General features: G+C 69.1%; 19 protein-coding genes. 11 read left to right on the top strand and 8 right to left on the bottom strand.

Going from position 1 to position 18,447, the window contains the following annotated elements:
* Window positions 1-46: 46 nt before the first annotated feature.
* From D620_RS0104080 to glnE, 3 genes are read right to left on the bottom strand one after another with little or no spacing between them, the layout of a single operon-like run.
* Window positions 47-838 (bottom strand): ferritin-like domain-containing protein, encoded by a 792-nt coding sequence (locus D620_RS0104080; protein ID WP_026091928.1) that lies wholly within the window; start codon window positions 836-838, stop codon window positions 47-49.
* A 4-nt stretch (window positions 839-842) separates the two neighbouring features.
* Entirely contained in the window at window positions 843-1,316 is a 474-nt protein-coding gene (locus D620_RS0104075; protein WP_017664517.1) for a peroxiredoxin, read from the bottom strand.
* Window positions 1,313-4,072, bottom strand: coding sequence for a bifunctional [glutamate--ammonia ligase]-adenylyl-L-tyrosine phosphorylase/[glutamate--ammonia-ligase] adenylyltransferase (gene glnE / locus D620_RS0104070; RefSeq protein WP_017664516.1), 2,760 nt, complete (start codon window positions 4,070-4,072; stop codon window positions 1,313-1,315). The genes D620_RS0104075 and glnE overlap by 4 nt, the downstream gene beginning before the upstream one ends.
* Before the next feature lie 142 nt (window positions 4,073-4,214).
* Here glnE and D620_RS0104065 point away from each other — a divergent pair, with 142 nt between their 5' ends.
* The 4 genes from D620_RS0104065 to D620_RS0104050 all read left to right on the top strand — a co-directional run bounded on the left by D620_RS0104065 (window position 4,215) and on the right by D620_RS0104050 (window position 7,940).
* Window positions 4,215-5,918 carry a M28 family metallopeptidase gene (locus tag D620_RS0104065; protein WP_017664515.1) on the top strand — a complete coding sequence of 568 codons (1,704 nt, stop codon included), beginning with the start codon at window positions 4,215-4,217 and terminating at the stop codon, window positions 5,916-5,918.
* A gap of 7 nt (window positions 5,919-5,925) precedes the next feature.
* Entirely contained in the window at window positions 5,926-6,903 is a 978-nt protein-coding gene (locus tag D620_RS0104060) for an agmatine deiminase family protein (protein WP_017664514.1), read from the top strand.
* Between the two features lie 34 nt (window positions 6,904-6,937).
* On the top strand, window positions 6,938-7,066 hold the full coding sequence (locus D620_RS16870) for a hypothetical protein (protein WP_017664513.1): 129 nt from the start codon (window positions 6,938-6,940) through the stop codon (window positions 7,064-7,066).
* Window positions 7,067-7,169: 103 nt separating this feature from the next.
* Window positions 7,170-7,940 carry a DUF1223 domain-containing protein gene (locus tag D620_RS0104050; protein ID WP_017664512.1) on the top strand — a complete coding sequence of 257 codons (771 nt, stop codon included), beginning with the start codon at window positions 7,170-7,172 and terminating at the stop codon, window positions 7,938-7,940.
* Here D620_RS0104050 and D620_RS0104045 read toward each other — a convergent pair.
* The 3 genes from D620_RS0104045 to thrS are packed head-to-tail and all read right to left on the bottom strand — an operon-like array spanning window position 7,937 to window position 11,052.
* Complete coding sequence (locus D620_RS0104045; protein WP_017664511.1) at window positions 7,937-8,680, bottom strand: TSUP family transporter; 744 nt, start codon at window positions 8,678-8,680, stop codon at window positions 7,937-7,939. The two genes, D620_RS0104050 and D620_RS0104045, sit on opposite strands and share 4 nt — an antisense overlap.
* Window positions 8,681-9,031 (bottom strand): hypothetical protein, encoded by a 351-nt coding sequence (locus D620_RS0104040; RefSeq protein ID WP_017664510.1) that lies wholly within the window; start codon window positions 9,029-9,031, stop codon window positions 8,681-8,683.
* Window positions 9,032-9,042: 11 nt separating this feature from the next.
* On the bottom strand, window positions 9,043-11,052 hold the full coding sequence (gene thrS / locus D620_RS0104035; RefSeq protein ID WP_017664509.1) for a threonine--tRNA ligase: 2,010 nt from the start codon (window positions 11,050-11,052) through the stop codon (window positions 9,043-9,045).
* Between the two features lie 323 nt (window positions 11,053-11,375).
* Between thrS and D620_RS0104030 the strand changes: the two genes are divergently transcribed.
* Genes D620_RS0104030 through D620_RS14620 form a run of 4 tightly spaced genes read left to right on the top strand, consistent with a single transcriptional unit; the run spans window position 11,376 to window position 13,223 of the window.
* Window positions 11,376-11,543: a hypothetical protein gene (locus D620_RS0104030; RefSeq protein WP_155799975.1), complete on the top strand. Its 168-nt coding sequence runs from the start codon at window positions 11,376-11,378 to the stop codon at window positions 11,541-11,543.
* A gap of 2 nt (window positions 11,544-11,545) precedes the next feature.
* Window positions 11,546-12,124, top strand: coding sequence for a hypothetical protein (locus D620_RS14625; protein ID WP_017664507.1), 579 nt, complete (start codon window positions 11,546-11,548; stop codon window positions 12,122-12,124).
* Window positions 12,121-12,324, top strand: a complete 204-nt coding sequence (locus D620_RS0104020) for a helix-turn-helix transcriptional regulator (protein WP_017664506.1) — start codon at window positions 12,121-12,123, stop codon at window positions 12,322-12,324. The genes D620_RS14625 and D620_RS0104020 overlap by 4 nt, the downstream gene beginning before the upstream one ends.
* Window positions 12,321-13,223, top strand: a complete 903-nt coding sequence (locus D620_RS14620) for an alpha/beta fold hydrolase (RefSeq protein WP_017664505.1) — start codon at window positions 12,321-12,323, stop codon at window positions 13,221-13,223. Before D620_RS0104020 ends, D620_RS14620 begins: the two co-directional genes overlap by 4 nt.
* Here the strand turns inward: D620_RS14620 and D620_RS0104010 are convergent.
* Both D620_RS0104010 and D620_RS0104005 read right to left on the bottom strand, forming a co-directional pair.
* On the bottom strand, window positions 13,220-13,909 hold the full coding sequence (locus D620_RS0104010) for a hypothetical protein (RefSeq protein WP_155799974.1): 690 nt from the start codon (window positions 13,907-13,909) through the stop codon (window positions 13,220-13,222). The genes D620_RS14620 and D620_RS0104010 overlap by 4 nt on opposite strands.
* An 84-nt stretch (window positions 13,910-13,993) precedes the next feature.
* Window positions 13,994-15,652 (bottom strand): alkaline phosphatase D family protein, encoded by a 1,659-nt coding sequence (locus tag D620_RS0104005; protein WP_033376091.1) that lies wholly within the window; start codon window positions 15,650-15,652, stop codon window positions 13,994-13,996.
* Between the two features lie 70 nt (window positions 15,653-15,722).
* Between D620_RS0104005 and D620_RS0104000 the strand changes: the two genes are divergently transcribed.
* From D620_RS0104000 to D620_RS0103990, 3 genes are read left to right on the top strand one after another with little or no spacing between them, the layout of a single operon-like run.
* Entirely contained in the window at window positions 15,723-16,457 is a 735-nt protein-coding gene (locus D620_RS0104000) for an alpha/beta fold hydrolase (protein ID WP_033376089.1), read from the top strand.
* 11 nt (window positions 16,458-16,468) lie between these two features.
* The gene (locus tag D620_RS0103995; protein ID WP_233991962.1) at window positions 16,469-17,368 is read left to right on the top strand and encodes a tetratricopeptide repeat protein; all 900 of its coding nucleotides are present in this window, start codon (window positions 16,469-16,471) and stop codon (window positions 17,366-17,368) included.
* Window positions 17,365-18,360, top strand: a complete 996-nt coding sequence (locus D620_RS0103990) for an LLM class flavin-dependent oxidoreductase (protein ID WP_017664500.1) — start codon at window positions 17,365-17,367, stop codon at window positions 18,358-18,360. The genes D620_RS0103995 and D620_RS0103990 overlap by 4 nt, the downstream gene beginning before the upstream one ends.
* Window positions 18,361-18,447: the final 87 nt, after the last annotated feature.

Raw genomic sequence — 18,447 nt, 5'->3', positions numbered from 1 at the left:
GTCGATCGCGCGCCTTTCGCTGGGGAGGGGTTATCCGGCCCGATCGCTAATAGGCAATCGTCGCATAGAAACCGCGCGACAAACCGGCAGCAAGACGCGCCGAGTCGTTGAACGGCGCCTTAACCTGTCCTCGGAAATGCCGTTTTACGAGGTCCTGCCAGAAAGATTCGGGCTCCTTGCGCGCCATTTCGGCACATTGCAGAAAGTGCTTGGTGCCCGCCGCGACATGGCGGATTTCGTCGTCAAGTATCCGCCCGAGAATTTTCGCTCCATTCTGGTCCCCGCCTGCCGCGACCCGCTCGCGCGTTGCCGGCGTCACGTCGAGCCCGCGCGCCTCGAGCACCATCGGCACCACCGCAAGCCGTGCGGCGACGTCGTGGCGGGTGGCGAAAGCGGCCTCCCACAGCCCCGCATGCGCCGGGAGCGCGCCATAGTGGCTGCCGAGGCTGTGGAGCTTTCTGTCGAGCAGCGCGAAATGCATCGCCTCGTCGGCGGCGACATCGAGGAAGTCGCTGACGAATTCGCGCCCCATCTGAGCCCCGAATCGCCCCGCCATGTCGAGCGCGAGGTCGATGGCGACGAATTCGATATGCGCGAGGCTGTGCCACAATGCGATCCGCCCGCGCTCGCTCCCGGCCTTGCGGCGCTTGGGCATCTGGCCGGGCGGGAGCAGCACCGGCGTTTCGGGCCAGGCGGGCTGGTCGGGCATGGCGACGTCGCAGGCAAACGCCAGCCCCCCGCGCCGCCATTCCCGCACCAGGGCGCGGGTGGCAAGGCACTTTTCGCGCGGCCTAGGCGTCAGGAGCGCGGCGCGGATGGCGCGGGCGACACTCGTCACGGGACTAGAGAGCTCGGGCTGCGGCCAGCACGTCCTCGGCGTGGCCGGCGACCTTCACCTTGTCCCAGACCTGCGCGATCTTGCCGTCCGGGCCGACCAGATAGGTCGCGCGGACCATGCCCATATAGGTCTTCCCGTACATCTGCTTTTCCGCCCACACGCCGAGCGCGTCGCTGAGGCCGCCCTCCTCGGCGTCGGTCGCGAGCGGGGCGGTAAGACCGTGTTTGGCGATGAACTTGGCGTGCTTCTTTGCCGGGTCCTTGCTGACGCCGAGCAGCCTGGTGCCGGCCGCCTCGAACTGGTCCTTCAGGGCCGAAAAATCCTTGTTCTCGGTGGTGCAGCCCGGGGTGTCGTCCTTGGGATAGAAGAAGATGACGAGCTTGGAGCCGGCGAAGTCGGACGGCTTCACGCTCCCGCCCTCGGGGGTTTCCATGGCGATATCGGGAATGGCGTCGCCGACGCCGGGGAATTTGCTCATGACGGGGTCTCCTGTTCGTCTGCGAGAATGTCTGTGCCCAGAATTTGTTTCCACGCCCTGGCGACCTGGCTGCGCGCGGCGGCGAAGGCGTCCTCGAGGCCTGCGAAGCAATCGAAGCCGCAGGCCCGCGCTAGCGCCCGCGCGCCGCTTGGCGGGGGGATGCTGCCGTCGGGGGCCAGCAGGCGTCCGGCGACCAGCATGCGGCTCATCAGCGCATGCGGCCCGGCAAGCTGCGGCCCGATCAGCCCCGCCGCCGCCAGCCCTGCAAGCGCCTGTTCGAGATCGGGTGACAGCGCCCCGGGCTCGGCCTCGGCGAGCGGGCGGCCGTCCGCCGTCTCGCCCTTGAGCTGGAGGTAGTGCACCAGAAATTCGATATCGACGAGGCCCCCGCGCGCGAGCTTCGCATCGACCGGGCCGGTCGGCGGCTTGTGCTTCGCCATCTCGGCGCGCATCCCCAGCACCGCGCCGCGCAAGGCGTTCCGGTCGCGCCGCGCGTGGAGCACCTCGGCGAGCACCCCCTCCAGTTCGCTGCGCGCTTGCGGCGAGCCATACAGCACCCGCGCGCGGGCCAGCGCCATGTGCTCCCACGTCCACGCCGCCTCGCGCTGGTACTTGCCGAAAGCCTCGCAGCTGACCGCCAGCGGCCCCTGGTTGCCCTGCGGCCTCAGCCTTGTGTCGACCTCGTAAAGCGCGCCCTGCGCGGTCGGCACTGACAGAGCCGCGCTGACCCGGCTGGCGAGGCGGTTGTAGTAGATCGTCCCCCCCAGCGGCCGCTCCCCGTCCGACATGGCGGCAAAATCGCCGGTGAAGAGATAGACGATGTCGAGGTCGCTCGCATGGGTCAGCGCCCCGCCCCCCAGCCGCCCGAGGCCGAGGATCAGCAACTCGCTCCCCGCGATCCGCCCGTGCCGCAGGGCGAATTCGCGCGCGCTCGCCTCCGCCGCCAGTTGCAGCGCCGCCTCTGCCGTGCGCGACAGGGCGCGGGCGATGGCGAGCGGATCGGCCAGCCCCTCGATCAGCTGGATGCCGAGCGCGAAGCGGATTTCGCCGGTAACGATGCGGATCGCGTCGAGCAGCGCCTCGTAATCCTCGCGCACTGCCGCGCCCTGCATGCGCGCCATGATCGCCTGCGTGTCGCCCGGCAGGTCGAGCGCGTGGCGATCGATCAGGGTGTCGAGCAGTTCGGGTTTGCGCGCCAGCTCGTCCGAAAGAACCGGCGCGAGGGTGAGGGCGGCGACCAGTCGGCGGGTCAGGTCGGGGCGCGCATCGAGCAGGCGGAAGGTGGTGATCGCGGATGGCACGCTCTCGATGATCCGCTCCCAGCGGGTGATCGCGCGCATCGGATCATCGCTTGCGGCCATCGCGGTGAGCAGCGCCGGGGCGAGCCGGTCCCACGCCGCGATGGCCTGGGGGCTGCGGATCGCGGCGTGCCGCCCGTCGCGCCAGCTCTCGATGCGCTCGGCGAGGACTTCGGGTTCGGGGAAGTCCCATGCGGCAAGGCTGCCGGCGAGCGCGCTTGCCGGCATGGCGACGGGGGCGGGGGCGGCATCGCGGCGGCCGATCAGCTCTTCGTAGATGCGCGCCGTGCTGGCGGTGAGTTCGGTGAGTTCCGCCACCAGCGCGGCCCCGTCCGCAAGGCCGTCGAGGCGCGCGACATTGTCGAGCGCCTCGCCTTCGGGAAGCGCGTGGGTCTGGCGGTCGTTCACCATCTGCAAACGGTGCTCGATGACGCGCAGCCGGTCATAGGCCTCGCCCAGCACGCGCGCGTTGTCCGCCTCGATCCACCCCGCCCCGGCCAGCGCATCGAGCCCCGCGCGGGTGCCCCTGACCCTGAGCGACAGATCGCGCCCGCCGTGGATCAGCTGGTGGGTCTGGGCGTAGAACTCGATCTCGCGGATCCCGCCGCGCCCGCGCTTGAGATCGAAGCGGGGGCCGGGGGCGGGCGGACCCTTGCCGCTGTCGCGGATGCGGTGGGTGAGCGCGCTGATCTCGGCAATCGCCCCGAAATCGAGCTGGCTGCGCCATACGAAAGGCCGGATCGCATCGAGGAAGGCCTCGCCCGCCGCCACGTCGCCCGCCGCCGCGCGGGCGCGGGTGAAGGCGGCGCGCTCCCAGGCGAGCGCCTGGCCCTGGTAATGGGTGAGCGCCGCGCCCACCGGAACGGCGAGCGGGCTGACCTCGCTCGCGGGCCTGAGGCGCAGGTCGACGCGTAGGGCATAGCCTTCGGCGGTGTTGCCCGCGAGCAGCGCCACCACCCGGCGCGCATAGCGCTGCGCCGCCTCGCCCGGATCGTCCGTTGCCCGGCGTGGCAGCATCGCGCGGTCGAACAGCAGGATCGGGTCGATGTCCGAGGAATAGTTGAGCTCGCCCGCGCCCTGCTTGCCGAGGGCGAGCGCGATGAAGCCCGCAGCGGAATCGGCATCGCAGCGCTCGCGGATTGCGGTGCGGATCGCGCGGTCCAAGGCGCGGTCGGCAAAGGCGGTGAGTTCGCCCACCACAGCCGCGAGCGGGAAGGCGCCCGCCAGATCCCCTACCGCCAGCGCGGCGGCGAGCGCAAGGCGTTCACGGCGCAGGGCGACTTCGGTATCGGGGTGATCCCCTTGCGCCCGTGCCCAGGCCAGCGCCGCCGCGCCCTCGCCCGCCGCGAGCAGCGCGGCCAGCTCCGGCTGGCGATCGAGCGCGCGCGCGAGAAACGGCGCATGGCTGCGGGCGCGGTGCAGCGCGTGCTCCCAGTCGGGCTTGCGGTTCTCTCCCATTGCGCGCCTCTCTGGCCCCGCCAGCCTTTGCCCGCAAGGGAGGAGTCTTTGCTGCCCTACCGCTGCGCCAATCAAGGGCGGGTGTGCTTGCGCGTGCCGCGCCGCTCTGCGAAGGGAGGCGCGCAATTCAGGAGAGCTTGCCATGACCATCCGCCACCCAGCCCTCGGAGCCCTCGCCGCAGCAGCGCTCGCGCTCTCGGCCTGCGAGGGAATGCCTGCTCCCGGCACGGCGAGCGCGGCGCTCGACATTCCCGAGGTCGGGCCCGGCCAGATCGCGCAAGGCACCATCAAGGATGTCACCCGCACCCTCGCCAGCGACGCCTTCGAAGGCCGCGCCCCGGGCTCGGCGGGCGAGGAGAAGACCATCGCCTTCCTCACCGAACGCTTCAAGGCGGCCGGATTGCTGCCGGGCAACAAGGGTTCCTGGGTGCAGGAGGTCCCGCTGGTCGAGATCACCGGCAAGGAATTCGCGCCGCTTGCGATCACGGGCAAGGGCGCAGGCTTCAGCTTCCAGTACGGCAAGGACTGGGTCGGCGCGACCTATCGCGAAGAGGCCGAGACGACCCTCAAGGACAGCGAGCTGGTGTTCGTCGGGTACGGCATCAATGCGCCCGAAAAGGGCTGGAACGACTACGCCGGCCGCGATGTGAAGGGCAAGACGGTGGTGATCCTCGTCAATGACCCGGACTGGCAGACCCAGGGCCTCGAAGGGCCGTTTGGCGGCAAGGCCATGACCTATTACGGGCGCTGGACCTACAAGTACGAAGAGGCGGCGCGTCAGGGCGCGGCGGGGGCGCTGATCGTCCACCAGACCGCGCCTGCCGCCTATGGCTGGAACGTGGTGCAATCCTCGTGGAGCGGCCCGCAGGCCTATGCCCAGCGGGGCAAGGATGCAGGGCCGCTCACACAGATGAACGGCTGGGTGACCGAGGCCGCCGCGCGCGCGATGCTCAAGACCGCGGGGCAGGACTTGGACGCGCTGACCAAGGCGGCACAGGCCAAGGGTTTCAAGCCCGTGCCGCTCGGCATGACGCTATCGACCAGCTTCCGCAACGACGTGCGCAGCTTCCTGTCGCACAATGTGATCGGCATCCTGCCCGGCGCCGAGGCGCCCGGGGAATATGTCCTTCACACCGCGCACTGGGACCATCTCGGGCGCTGCACGCCCGCGCCCGACGGCGACGACATCTGCAACGGCGCGGTCGACAATGCGACCGGCACCGCGGCGCTGGTCGCGCTCGCCGAGGCCCACGCCAAGGCGGGCGCGCCGCGTCGCAGCCTCGTGTTCCTGGCGGTGACGGCCGAGGAATCCGGCCTGCTCGGGGCGACCTATTACGCGCAGAACCCGGTTGTCCCGCTCGCGCAGACCGTGGGGGGCGTCAACATGGACGCGCTCTCGATGGCGGGCCCGGCGAAGGACGTGACCGTGATCGGCGGCGGCAAGTCGCAGCTCGATGCGTTTCTGGACACCGCGCTGAAGGCCGCAGGGCGCGTCGCCACCCCCGATGCGAAGCCCGAAGCGGGCTACTACTACCGCTCGGACCACTTCGCCTTCGCAAAACTGGGCGTGCCGATGATCTATGTCGAGGGCGGCGAGGATCTGGTGACGGGCGGGCGCGAGGCCGGCGCTGCGGCGGCGGCCGACTACACCGAAAACCGCTATCACGGCCCCAAGGACGAGTTCGACGAGGCCTGGGACTGGACCGGGGTGATGGGCGACTTGCAGCTCTACTACCGCCTCGGCCGGATGATGGCGACGAGCACAAGCTGGCCGAACTGGAACGAAGGCGACGAATTCCGCGCCGTCCGCGACGAGAGCTGCAAGGCGTCCGAGGAGGGCTGCTGACCACCTCATGACCATGCTCATGCCCCCCGAATGGGCCCCGCAGGACTGGCTGTGGATCGGCTTCCCGCACCTCGCCGAGGAATGGCCCGGCTGGCTCGAACCTGCGCAGGAGCAGATGGCGGCCTTCGCCAGCGCCGTCGCCGAGAGCGGGCAGGAAGTGCGCCTGCTGGTGCGCGACGCGGCCAACGCGGCCCGCGCCCGCGCGCTGGTGAGCGGCAAGGTGACGCTCGACACCCGCGTCTACGGCGACGTGTGGCTGCGCGACACCGGTCCGCTGGTGGTCTCGGACGGGGCGACCCGCATCGCGCGGCGCTTCGGTTTCAACGGATGGGGCGGCAAATATCTGATGCCGGGCGACATGGAGATCGGCGCGGAACTGGCGCGCGATGCGGGGCTCCCCGTCACCCATACCCCGATGATCCTCGAAGGCGGCGCGGTCGACGGGGACGGCACCGGGCTGGTGGCGACCACCGAGCAGTGCCTGCTCAACCCCAACCGCAACCCGCACATGGGCCGCGCGGAGATCGAAGCGCAGCTTGCAGAACATCTCGGCTTTACCCGCGTGCTGTTGCTGGGCGATGGCCTGATCAACGACCACACCGACGGGCATGTCGACAACCTTGCGCGCTTCGTCGCCCCCAATCGCCTCGTGGTCCCCGAGCCGACCGGCAGGGACGATCCCAATGCCGCGATCTACGCCGATGCCGCCGCGCGCGCAGCTGACGCCGGGGTCGAGGTGGTGCGCATCCCCTCGCCCGGGCGAATCGAGCGCGACGGACGCATCGAGCCTGCCAGCTACGTCAATTTCGCGATCACCTCGCACCTCGTGGTGGTCCCGACCTTCGGCTCGCCCCACGACGCCGACGGTATCGCCGCGATCGCCGCGCTGTTCCCCGACCGCGACACGATCGGCCTGCCGGGCGATGCCGTGCTCGCCGGCGGCGGGGGCTTCCACTGCGCCAGCCAGCAGATGCCGACGAATTAACGCTTCGTTAGGGATTTGCGCCGAGAGTGTGCGCATGTCCCGCGCTCTTGCCCTTCCGTTCGCTGCCGCCAGCCGCCTCGATCCGGTGGAGTTCGCGCGCCAGCTGATCGTGCTCGGCTGCGCCCTGTCGCTGGTTCTTGCGGGGCGCGCGCTTCCGTTCTGATTTGGGCGGTTCTGATTTGGGCCGTTCTGATTTTTGCGGCCGCGTAACCGGACGCCGGTAGAACGCGAAAGCATCCTCGATCGCCTGATTCGAGGATGACCCCATGACTTTCAGCCGCCCCCTGTTCCTTTCGCTCGGTGTCGTCGCCGTGCTCGGCGCTGCCACGCTTGGCCTGCCGCAGGGCGCGCCGTCAGCCGCCCCTGCCAGGGCTCCCGCTGTTGCGGTTGCGGGCGAACCGGTGCTGCTCGAGCTGTTCACCAGCCAGGGCTGTTCTTCCTGCCCGCCCGCCGATGCCCTCGCCGAGAAGCTCAGCCCCAATCCCGGGCTCGTCGTGATCTCGCGTAATGTGACCTATTGGGACCGGCTCGGGTGGAAGGACACGCTCGGCAGAAAGAGCAATACCGCGCTCCAGCAGGATTACGCGCGCCGGGGCCTTGCGGGCCGCAACGGGGTCTATACCCCGCAGCTGGTGGTGAACGGAAGCTACGGGCTGGTCGGCTCGCACGGCTCCGAGGCCGCGCCGGGCGTCGCGCAATATGGAGGCAAGAGCAATGCCGCGATCCGCGTCACCCCGGGCGCGGGCGGGGGCTATGCCGTGGCGCTTTCGGGCACCGGCAAAGGCAAGGCCGAACTTGTGCTGGTCGCCGTCACCCGGCGCGTCGCGGTCGGGATCGGCAGCGGCGAGAACGGCGGGCGCACGGTCACCTATCCCAACGTGCTGCGCGCGGAACGCAAACTCGCCGACTGGGCCGGCGGCAAGGCGAGCGTGACGCTCGCCGCGAGCCAGCTCAAGGTGCCCGGCGCGGATCGCTATGCGCTGGTGCTGCGCCAGCCGGGCGGCGGGCAGGTGCTCGCGGCGCGCTGGGTGTCCTAAATCAACCGGGCGAGGGCGGCCACCGCCGCCCCGCCCAGCACGACGCCGACGGTTCCGCGCCAGACGGGATCGCTTATCGTCCCCGACACCCGCGCCCCCAGCCGGTTGCCCATGATGATCACCGGCAGCATCAGCACCGCAAACAGCAACAGCTCGAGCCTGAGGATGCCGAGCCCTGTCGCCGTCGCGAGGCCCGTCGTGGCGGCGATGGTGAAGATCAGCTGCATCGAGGCCTTGGCGATGCTGCGCGGCAGGTCGCGGCCCGCATAATAGGGCACCACCGGCGGCCCGAGCATCCCGGCATAGCCCGTCATCAGCCCGCTCAACATGCCGACGAAACCCGTCACCGCGCGCCCCGGCTGGGCGCTTCGGCGGCGGGGGAGCAGGATTGCGATGAAGGCCGACAGCGCGATCAGCGCGATGGCGAGCCGCGCCACGTCCCGTCCGGTCAGCGCCAGGGCATAGAGCCCGAGCGGGGTCGTCACCACCACCAGTGCCCCGATCACCCAGGCGCTCGTCTCGGCATCGCGCACGAGGCTGCGGATCTCGGTCGCGCCGATCATCAGCGACAGGGCATTGGTCAGCACCACCGCCTCGACCGGAGGCAGCGCGAGGGCCAGCACCGGCACCAGCAGGATCGCCATGCCGAACCCGGTCAGCCCCCGCACGAAGGCCGAACCGAGCGCTGCCGCCAGCGCGACGCCGACTTGCAGCGCGGTGAAGCCCCCGAAGACCTCCATCTAGGGCGCGGCGCTCTTGAAGATCAGCGTCACCGTCACCGCATGGAAGGCGGCGATGGCGAGGTTGCTCAAGACCACCGGATTGGCGAGCGTGCCGACGGTGAAGGGGGTCAGCAGCTTGTAGAGGATCTGCACCAGCAGCAGCGCGGCGACCATCTGCGGCAGCGGCTTCCACAGCAGCGCCGCCGATCCCGCCAGGATCGCAAGATAGACCGCCAGCAGGATGCCACGCGCGGGGCTGGGCGGGCCATAGGCCGCCTCGACCCACACCGCGTTCGCCATGATGCTCCCCGTCACCGGCACCAGCACCGCGATGTTGAGCAGCAGCGAGAGGGAGATCATGTTCGCCATCGGTCGCGCCGTCAGGCGATGTCGGGCGGGGTGCCCTCGGCCTTGAGCATCGCGATCGCCTCGGCGAGGGGCATCACCTTCTGGTGCTCGGCGCCCAGCGTGCGGACCGCGACGGTGCCTTCCTCGGCCTCGCGCTTGCCCACCACCAAGAGGTGCGGGACCTTGGCAAGCGAGTGTTCGCGGACCTTGTAGTTGATCTTCTCGTTGCGGGTGTCGGTCTCCACGCGGATGCCGGCGGCGCGCAGTTGGTTCGCCATGTCATCGGCGTAGGGATCGGCGTCAGAAACGATGGTCGCCACCACCGCCTGCACCGGCGCGAGCCAGGTCGGCAGCTTGCCGGCGAAGTGCTCGATCAGGATGCCGATGAATCGTTCGTAGGAACCGAAGATCGCGCGGTGGAGCATCACTGGGCGGTGCTTTTCGCCATCCTCGCCGATGTAATGCGCATCGAGCCTTTCGGGCAGCACGCGGTCCGACTGGATGGTGCCGACCTGCCAGGTGCGCCCGATCGCGTCGGTGAGGTGCCATTCGAGCTTGGGGGCATAGAACGCGCCCTCGCCGGGGAGTTCCTCCCATTCGAGGCCATTGGCCGTCAAAGCGTCGCGCAATTCCTGTTCGGCCTTGTCCCAATCCGCCTCGCTGCCGAAGCGCTTTTCGGGGCGCAGGGCGAGCTTGATGTCATAGGTGAAGCCGAAGTCGCGGTAGACCGAATCGGCGAGCGCGATGAAGGCCTGCACCTCGCCGACCACCTGAGCCTCGGTGCAGAAGATATGCGCGTCGTCCTGCGTGAACTGGCGCACCCGCATCAGCCCGTGGAGCGCACCGTGGGGCTCGTTGCGGTGGCAGCAGCCCATTTCGCCGAGGCGGATGGGGAGGTCGCGGTAGGAGGTGATGCCCTGCTTGAAGACCATCACGTGCGCCGGGCAGTTCATCGGCTTGATCGCCATCCACGCGGCGTCATCGGCGACCTTGGGGGAGGCGACGCCCGATTCTTCATCGACGTCCGGCACGATATCGGGGACGGCGAACATGTTCTGCGCATACTTCCCCCAGTGGCCGGATTGCGTCCACTGGCGCACGTCCATGAGCTGCGGGGTCTTGATCTCGCGATAGCCGCCGCCGTCCATCTTGCGGCGCATGTAGCTTTCGAGCTCGCGCCAGATGCGGTAGCCCTTGGGGTGCCAGAAGACGCTCCCGTGCGCCTCTTCCTGCAAATGGAACAGGTCCATCTCGCGCCCCAGCTTGCGGTGATCGCGCTTGGCGGCCTCTTCGAGGCGCGTGAGGTGCGCCTGAAGCTGCTTCTTGTTGAGCCAGCCGGTGCCGTAGATGCGGGTCAGCTGCGCATTGTTCTGATCGCCGCGCCAATAAGCGCCCGCGACGCGCATGAGCTTGAAGGCGTCGGGATCGAGTTTCCCCGTCGAAGGCAGGTGCGGCCCGCGGCACATGTCGAGCCAGGAGTTTTCTTGGCGAGGGGGGCCGCTCCAGTAGACCGTCAGCTCCTCGCCCTCGGGCAGTTCCTTGGCCCATTCGGCCTTGAAGGTCTCGCCCTCGGCCTCCCACTTGTCGATCAGCTGCTGGCGGCTCCACATCTCGCGGGTCAGCGGCTTGTCGGCGCGGATGATGCGGCGCATTTCCTCCTCGATTGTCGGGAGATCGTCCATGCCGAAGGGCTCGCGGCTCTCGGGCGCCTTCACGTCATAGTAGAACCCGTCGTCGGTCGCCGGGCCGAAGGTGATCTGCGTGCCGGGGAAGAGCGCCTGCACCGCTTCTGCGAGCACGTGGGCGTAATCGTGGCGGGCGAGTTCGAGCGCATCGGCTTCGTCGCGCGCAGTGACAAGCGCGAGCTGGGCGTCCCCCTCGAAAGGCCGCGCGAGATCGCGCAACTCGCCATCGACGCGCGCGGCAATCGCCGCCTTGGCGAGGCCGGGGCCGATCGCCGCGGCAATGTCCGCCGGGGTCGAGCCCTGCGGCACTTCGCGCACCGAGCCATCGGGGAGGCTGATCTTGAGCAGTTCGGTCATGTTCGCAGTCCGTCTCGTTTGCGGGTCGCCCTGCCACAAAGGGCCACGCACCGGAAGAGCGGTGTTGAGCGGGTTACCGGATCGGGGAGAGCACCGCGCCGCCCCGACCCGGGCGGCGGGCTGCTTCGCTTAAAGCGCGCGCCGCCGCCCCCGGATGGTAGTCCGGGTGGTGGAGGTGCGGTTGGTGGTCAGCAGCATGGCCATGCGGGAATATATAGGCCAGCGAGGGTTAAAAGTCACCTGCGGCCGAGTGGAAAGCCTCCTTGACAAAATTTGCGACTCAGATGTAAAGCTACCTTGCCATTATGAATAAGGAGCTTTCCATGTCGAACACCCTCTACGCCTTGGTTGTCGCCACGATTGCCATCGCTACCGCATTGCTCGCCGTGTTCGACGTCGTGCCTGCCACCGTCGCGCAGATGGTGCCGCTGTTGGTGGTGCCCTTCGTCATCAGCCGCGGGCGCCGCGGTTGCGCCGGGCGGGCGTGCTGAGCATGGACGATACGGCCAAACCTGCCGGTCGCAGCGCTTGGGTTTATGCGGCGCTCTACCTCGCCTCATCGGCTGTGATCGTCGCTCTGCAACTCACCGAAGCGATCGACACCACCACCGGCCTGATCCTGTTCGTCGGGGCGATGGGCCTGCTGATCCCGATGGTCCGCTCGACCGAGCGCAAATGCCGCGCCAATGCGGCGATCATCCGCTACAATCGCCGGATGCTGGCGGCGTCCTTCGGCTATGTGCTGGGCCTCGGCATTGCCGTCGCGCTGTTCAACAGTACGACACTACCCCCGCCCGCGGTATTCGCCATCGCCCTGCTGCCGACCCTGCCGACCTTCGTGATGATCTGGGCCATGGCGCGCTATGTGATCGAGGAGACGGACGAATACCTGCGGTACCGCAACGTAAAGGCGGCGTTGATAAGCCTTGGCCTGACGCTGGCGGTGGGCATCTTCTGGGGCTTTCTCGAGACCTTCGAGCTGGCGCCGCATGTCCCTGCGTGGTGGGTGCTCCCGGTGTGGGCGGGCGGCCTCGGCGTCGCGCAGCTGTGGATGTGGGCGCGCGAGCGATGAACAATCGCCTCAAGGTGCTGCGGGCAGAGCGCGACTGGTCGCAGCAGGATCTCGCCGACCGGCTCGGCGTGTCGCGCCAGAGCGTCAATGCGATCGAGAAGGGCCGCTATGACCCCTCGCTCCCGCTCGCCTTCACCATTGCCGACGTGTTCGGCCTGCCGATAGAAGCCATTTTCCTGAGAGAGGACACCCCCCGATGAAACGCTTGCCTCTCGCCGCGCTTGCCGCGCTGCTGCTGCCCGCTGCCGTCCACGCCGAAGACGCGCCCTGCCCGCCCTTCGAAGTCACCGGCACCGGCCCCGATCTGGTGCTGGTCCCGGGCCTCGGCTCCTCGCCGGAGACGTGGTCGGTCGTGAAGGAGAGCCTTGCCAAGGATTACCGCCTGCATCTCGTCCATGTCGCAGGCTTCGCGGGTCGGCCCGCGCAGGGCGATCCGGCGCGGGTGCTCGAGAATACCAAGGCCGAGATCATCCGCCACCTCGATTGCCAGAAGATCGCCAGCGCCGCCTATGCCGGCCATTCGCTCGGCGGCTTTCTCGGGCTGATGCTGGGCGCGGATCACCCCGACCGGATCACCCGCGTGGTGGTGGTCGATTCGCTGCCCTTCTTCCCGCTGATCTACAACCCGGGCGCCACCGTCGCGGGCACCCGCCGGATCGCCGAGGACACGCGCATCGGCCTCCTAGCGCAGGACCGTGACAGCTTTGCCGAAGGCCAGCGCCGCGGGGTGATGTCGCTGGTCAGGAACCCCGCCTGGCAGGGCAAGGTCGCCGACTGGAGCATCGCCAGCGACCGCGCGAGCTTTGCCCATGCGATCCATACGCTGATGACGAGTGACATGCGCCCGCGCCTTGCGGAAGTGAAGGTGCCGGTGCGGGTGATCGCGGCGGCGAACATCTATGCGCCGCGCGTGCGGGTCGAGCCGCTGTTCGCCGCCGCCTATGCGGGCACGCCCGATTTCCGGCTGACTGTCATCGAGGACAGCTTCCACTTCGTCATGTTCGATCAGCCCGCAGCCTTCGAGAAGGCGCTGCGCGAAGGGCTGGCCGAAACTGACCCCGCGCCTGCGCCAGCGCCAGCGCCTGCGCCTCAGCCCTAGTTGTCGCCCCACCCGCCGTCGGCGTGGGTGTCCTCGTAATCGGCCGGGCGCTGGGGCTTGGCCGACATCGTCGGCTTGCCGTAGGAGCCCGGCTCGCCATAGGAGCCGGGCTTGCCATATTCGCCAGCGGCATCGACCTCGGAAAAGTCGCGCTCTGCCTCCAGCATTTCCTTGTCGATGTTGTCGCGCAGCGATTTCTGCAAGGTGGCGACCTTGCCCGGGTTGGCGGCGATCATCGCGGCCATCCGGGCCTGCATCCGCCGCTTGTCGAAGGCGCGGCCGTCGAGGGTCGAATCGACCTTCTCCTCCATCGCGATACGGGCGATGTCGTTGACCAGCGGGTCTTCCTCGAGACCCATCATGTTGTCGCCCTCGGCGAACTGGAAGGTGACGCTGACCCGTGTGCCGGTATCGGCCGGAGCAAGGTTGGCGCGCACTTCGCCCGCGCGCTTGCCGTCGACCATCACATCCCAGCGCAACAGGCTCGGCCCGCGGCTGCGCAGCGCAAGGCGGATCGCCTCGTCACTGCCCTCGCCATTGACCTCGGCGCCGAAATTCATGTCCGCAAGGCGCGCTTCGACATCCTTGGGGGCCATGGCGTAATATTCGCCCCGGTCGAACACCCCGCCGACATAGGCGCCGGTGCCGAGCACCCCCGCGCCTGCGACCATTGCCAGAAACCGCATGCCAGACCCCCCAATTATTGGACGGGTCCGATCTAAGGCCTGGCGCTTAACAACTCGTCATCGCACCCGGGCGCGAGGCCGATCTCAGACGGCGAGCTTGGCCGAGCCCTTGTCGGTCGTGATCCGCCGGGTTCCGGCCAGCTTCGTCGAGCGCTGCTTGATCCCCGCGACAAAGCGGTATTCGGTGGTGGCGCGCGCCGGGGTCAGCTCGACCATCATGTAGCCGCGCTGCGCGGTATCGGCCCATTTGAGCTGCTCGTTCTCGGCGACCAGCGCGGCGGCCAGCACGTCGGGCTTGACGAAGGTGAGGTAGCTTTCGAACCCGGGCGAGCTCACCGAATTGCCGCCCAGCTCGACGCCGACGGGGGTGCCTTCATGTGCGAGGTCGAAGGCCCAGGCATTGTGGGTGTCGCCGGCAAGCACCACCAGGTTGGCATTCGCCTCGAGCGCGGCCTTGAACACGCGGGCGCGGGCGGCGGGGTAGCCGTCCCATGCGTCCATGTTGGAAGGCAGGCCCGCCTGGCTCGCCGCCGCTGCCGCAGCAAGGCGCTGCTTCACGAAATCGGGCAGCCCCGCGCCGATCCCCTCGGCAAAATCCTTGGGGGTGCGCAGCTGGCCCATCAGCACCTGCTGGAGCAGCACCTGCCACTGCGTCCCCGCCTTCGTCGAAGCAGCCAGCGCCGCGCCCAGCCATGCTTCCTGCGTCTCGCCGAGCAACTGGCGGTCCTTGGCGGCCCATTCGCCGTCACGGAACTTCTCGAGCGCGGCCATCAGCGCCTGCGGGTCCTTGGCCCCGGCCATGATCTTTTCCAGATCGAGCTGCTCGTCGCGGCCTTCGAGGCGGGTGTCGATCCGGAACAGCGTGGCAAGGCTGCCGACCTGATAGGTCGAATAGGCGGTGTCGGCCACGGGGAGCCATTCGCGGTAGGCCTGCTTCGCCGCCGCCTTGCGCACCGCCCAGGTGCCCTCGGGCCCCTCCTGATGGTTCTCCGCGCCGTTCTCCCACGAATCGTTCGCGCTTTCGTGGTCGTCCCAGACGGTGATCATCGGCAGCACCTGGTGGAGGCGCTGGAGATCGGGGTCGGCGCGGTAGGTGGCGTAGCGCAGGCGGTAATCGGTCAGCGCGACGATCTCGGTGGTCGGCGCGAGCACGCGGCCCTCCACGATCTTGCCCTTGTCCGGATAGTTCCCGGCGGCATATTCGTAGATGTAATCGCCAAGATGGACCGCAAGGTCGCAGTCATTCGCCTCGACTGCGTGACCATAGGCGTTGAACCAGCCGAACCCGAAATTCGAGCACGAGAACACCGCCATCCGGAACTGCGCCGAAGGACCTTCCGGGAGCGTGCGGGTCCGGCCCACGGGCGAGGCGGTGCCATCGGGCGCGAGGAAGCGGTAGAAATACCACTTGTCGGGCGACAGGCCGGTGGCGACGCCCTTGGCGCACCAGTCGCGTTGCGGAGAGGCGGTGACGGCGCCTTCGGCGACGGGTCTGGTGAAATTTTCGGTCTCGCTCACCTGCCAGGTCAGCCTGGTTTCCGCGCCCGCGACATAGCGGGTCCACAGCAGGACCGAGGTTGCCGCCGGCTCGCCGCTCGCCACGCAATGCGTGAAGCCGGTGCCGAAGCCGGTCGCAGCGGCAGGGGCCGATGCCATCGCGGCGCCCGCTCCGGCAAGGGTGAACAGCGAGCGCCGGGTGAGCGCGGTGGCAGCGGGCTGGGCCGCAGGTTCGGTCTTGATCATGGTCCGCTCGCTATCCCCCTCCGGTTGCGCTTGCGTGACAATCGGCCGCGCGCGGGGCATGGAGCGGCGCATGACTGCGCTTCTTCACCACACCCTGTATGACGGGCGCCGCGTCGCCTTCCGCTACACCCATGGGCGGGGCCCGTGTCTCGTGTTCCTGCCGGGCTACATGAGCGATATGAGCGGCAGCAAGGCGAGCGCGCTGTTCGCCGAGGCCGAATTGGCCGGACGCGCCTGCCTGCTGTTCGACTATTCGGGCTGCGGACAATCGGACGGCGACTTTGCCGACGGCATGCTCTCGGGCTGGCGCGACGAGGTGCTGGCGCTGGTCGCCTCCTATGTCGCAGGCCCGGTGCTGCTCGTCGGCTCGTCGATGGGCGGGTGGCTGATGCTGCTGGTCGCCGAGCACCTGAAGCACCGCCTCGCCGGGCTGATCGGCATCGCGCCGGCCCCCGATTTCACCCGCTGGGGCTATTCGGATGAACAGCGCGCGGCGCTCGCAGCGGGCGAGACAATTTTCGAGCCCAACCCCTACGGACCCGAGCCGACCCCCACCCACGCCAAATTCTTCGCCGATGCCGAATGCCACCTCAGGCTCGATTCGCCGATCGACCTCGCCTGCCGCGTGCGGCTCATCCATGGCAAGGCCGATGCGGACGTGCCGTCGGACATATCGCTTCGTCTGAAGGCGGCGCTGCGGTCGGGTGACGTTCAGGTAACGCTGGTAGAGGACGGCGATCACCGCCTGTCGCGGGACAGCGACATTGCCCTCCTCAAGGCCATCGTGGCCGAATTCTACGGATAGCGCGCCCCAAAGTGCCCTTATCGCCCTTCCTCCTCGGACTCGCCCTGCAACTCGGCCCCAACCCGATGGGGGGCGCGATCGCCAACGATGATCTGGTGCGCGACCGCCCGCCGCGCGAACAGGTGCAGGCCGAGCCCGCGCCCGAGGCCGGGCCCGATCCGGTCAGCGCATGGCTCGCCGGGTGCCTCGGCACGCTCGATGAAGACCCGGCGCGCGCCCATGCCATGGCGCAGATCCGCCGCGCCGAGACGACGGGCGCCGACCGCGTGCTCGCCAACCACTGCCTCGGCACGGCGGCGGCGCAGCTGGGGATGTGGCAGGACGCGCGCACCGCCTTCACCGCCGCGCGCGAGGAGACGCCCGCGGCCGAGCCCCGCGCCCGCGCCCGCTTTGCCGCGCTCGCCGGAGCCGCCGCGCTGGGCGGCGGGGATGCCGGGGGCGCGATTGCCCTGCTGGACCAGGCCGAGAGCGATGCGCGCGCCGCGAAAGCACCGCTGCTCGAAGCCATCGCCGCCAGCGACCGCGCCCGCGCGCTCGTCGCCCTCGGCCGCGGCGACGAAGCGCTCGCCGCGCTCGAGAATGCCACCGCGCTCGCGCCGGACCGCGCCGAGGGCTGGCTGCTCAAGGCGACCTTGCTGCGGCGGCTGGAACGCCTGCCCGAGGCCCAGACCGCGATCGAACGGGCTGCCACCCTCGCTCCCACCAACCCCGAAACCGCGCTCGAGGCCGGGGTGATCGCCGTGCTCGCGGGCCGCGACGAGGCTGCGCGCAAGAGCTGGCAATCGGTCATCGCGCTCGCCCCCGATGGCCCGGTCGCCACCACCGCCAAGGACTATCTTGCGCAGATCGGGGATGCGGGCGACACTGTGCCCGCGCCACAGGAGGCTCCCGAGGAGACCGCGAAGCCATGACCCGTTTCTCCGTGCTCGATCTGGTTCCGGTGCGCGAGGGCGGGACTCTGCAAGAGGCCTTTGCCGCCACCACCGACCTTGCCCGCGCCGCCGAAACCTTCGGCTGCGACCGCTTCTGGGTCGCCGAACATCACGCGATGGACGGGATCGCGGGCGGCGCAACCTCGGTGGTGCTCGCGCATATCGGCAATGCCACCAGCCGCATCCGTATCGGATCGGGCGGGATCATGCTCCCCAACCACACCCCGTTCCAGATCGCCGAGCAGTTCGGGACACTGGACGCGCTGTTCCCCGGGCGGATCGACTTGGGGCTGGGCCGCGCGCCGGGGGCGGGGCCGGAATTGCAGCGGGCGCTGCGCAAGAACCTCCACCAGGCCGCCGAATATTTCCCGCAGGACGTGGTCGAACTGCGCGCGCTGCTGACGGGCGACTACGACCTCCCGATCAGCGCCACCCCGGGTCTCGGCGCCAAGGTGGAATTGTGGATGCTGGGATCGAGCCTGTTCGGCGCGCAACTGGCGGCCAAGCTCGGCCTGCCCTACGCCTTCGCCGCGCATTTCGCGCCCGACCACCTCGATGCGGCGCTGGCGGTCTACCGCCGTGACTTCCAGCCCTCCGAGGCGCTTGGCCGCCCGCATGTGATGGTCGCCATGAACGTCTTTGCCGCCGATACCGAAGGCGAGGCGCGCCTCCTCGCCTCCTCGCAGCAGCAGAGCTTCGTGCGGCTGCGCACCGGCAACCCCGGCAAGCTGCCGCCGCCGGTGGAAGGCTACACCGACACGCTGCCGGCCACCGCGCAGGCGATGCTCGCGCATATCGGGCAGGCCGCCGCAGTCGGAACGCCCGCACAGGTGCGCGAGGGGATCGCGGCTTTCGTGGCCCGCACCGGCGCCGACGAGATCATGCTGTGCGGCGCGACCTATGATCCGCAAGCCCGCATCCGCAGCCTCGAACTGACGCTCGACGCCTGCCGCGCGATGGTTGCCGCTTAGGCGCCGGGCGGCTCCGCAATCATCGCGCTTGCACTGGGCGGGGGTAAAGGCGTATCGCGGCCAGACACGATAACAACAATCCGGCAT

This window comes from Porphyrobacter sp. AAP82 (assembly GCF_000331285.1).
Lineage (GTDB): Bacteria > Pseudomonadota > Alphaproteobacteria > Sphingomonadales > Sphingomonadaceae > Erythrobacter.
This window is presented reverse-complemented; position numbering and strand designations above follow the sequence as displayed.

Excerpts from the sequence above, each read along its gene's own strand:
- D620_RS0104075 (WP_017664517.1), bottom strand. The coding sequence starts at position 1,316 with ATGAGCAAATTCCCCGGCGTCGGCGACGCCATTCCCGATATCGCCATG.
- glnE (WP_017664516.1), bottom strand. The coding sequence starts at position 4,072 with ATGGGAGAGAACCGCAAGCCCGACTGGGAGCACGCGCTGCACCGCGCC.
- D620_RS0104065 (WP_017664515.1), top strand. The coding sequence starts at position 4,215 with ATGACCATCCGCCACCCAGCCCTCGGAGCCCTCGCCGCAGCAGCGCTC.
- D620_RS0104060 (WP_017664514.1), top strand. The coding sequence starts at position 5,926 with ATGACCATGCTCATGCCCCCCGAATGGGCCCCGCAGGACTGGCTGTGG.
- D620_RS16870 (WP_017664513.1), top strand. The coding sequence starts at position 6,938 with ATGTCCCGCGCTCTTGCCCTTCCGTTCGCTGCCGCCAGCCGCCTCGAT.
- D620_RS0104050 (WP_017664512.1), top strand. The coding sequence starts at position 7,170 with ATGACTTTCAGCCGCCCCCTGTTCCTTTCGCTCGGTGTCGTCGCCGTG.
- D620_RS0104045 (WP_017664511.1), bottom strand. The coding sequence starts at position 8,680 with ATGGAGGTCTTCGGGGGCTTCACCGCGCTGCAAGTCGGCGTCGCGCTG.
- D620_RS0104040 (WP_017664510.1), bottom strand. The coding sequence starts at position 9,031 with ATGGCGAACATGATCTCCCTCTCGCTGCTGCTCAACATCGCGGTGCTG.
- thrS (WP_017664509.1), bottom strand. The coding sequence starts at position 11,052 with ATGACCGAACTGCTCAAGATCAGCCTCCCCGATGGCTCGGTGCGCGAA.
- D620_RS0104030 (WP_155799975.1), top strand. The coding sequence starts at position 11,376 with ATGTCGAACACCCTCTACGCCTTGGTTGTCGCCACGATTGCCATCGCT.
- D620_RS14625 (WP_017664507.1), top strand. The coding sequence starts at position 11,546 with ATGGACGATACGGCCAAACCTGCCGGTCGCAGCGCTTGGGTTTATGCG.
- D620_RS0104020 (WP_017664506.1), top strand. The coding sequence starts at position 12,121 with ATGAACAATCGCCTCAAGGTGCTGCGGGCAGAGCGCGACTGGTCGCAG.
- D620_RS14620 (WP_017664505.1), top strand. The coding sequence starts at position 12,321 with ATGAAACGCTTGCCTCTCGCCGCGCTTGCCGCGCTGCTGCTGCCCGCT.
- D620_RS0104010 (WP_155799974.1), bottom strand. The coding sequence starts at position 13,909 with ATGCGGTTTCTGGCAATGGTCGCAGGCGCGGGGGTGCTCGGCACCGGC.
- D620_RS0104005 (WP_033376091.1), bottom strand. The coding sequence starts at position 15,652 with ATGATCAAGACCGAACCTGCGGCCCAGCCCGCTGCCACCGCGCTCACC.
- D620_RS0104000 (WP_033376089.1), top strand. The coding sequence starts at position 15,723 with ATGACTGCGCTTCTTCACCACACCCTGTATGACGGGCGCCGCGTCGCC.
- D620_RS0103990 (WP_017664500.1), top strand. The coding sequence starts at position 17,365 with ATGACCCGTTTCTCCGTGCTCGATCTGGTTCCGGTGCGCGAGGGCGGG.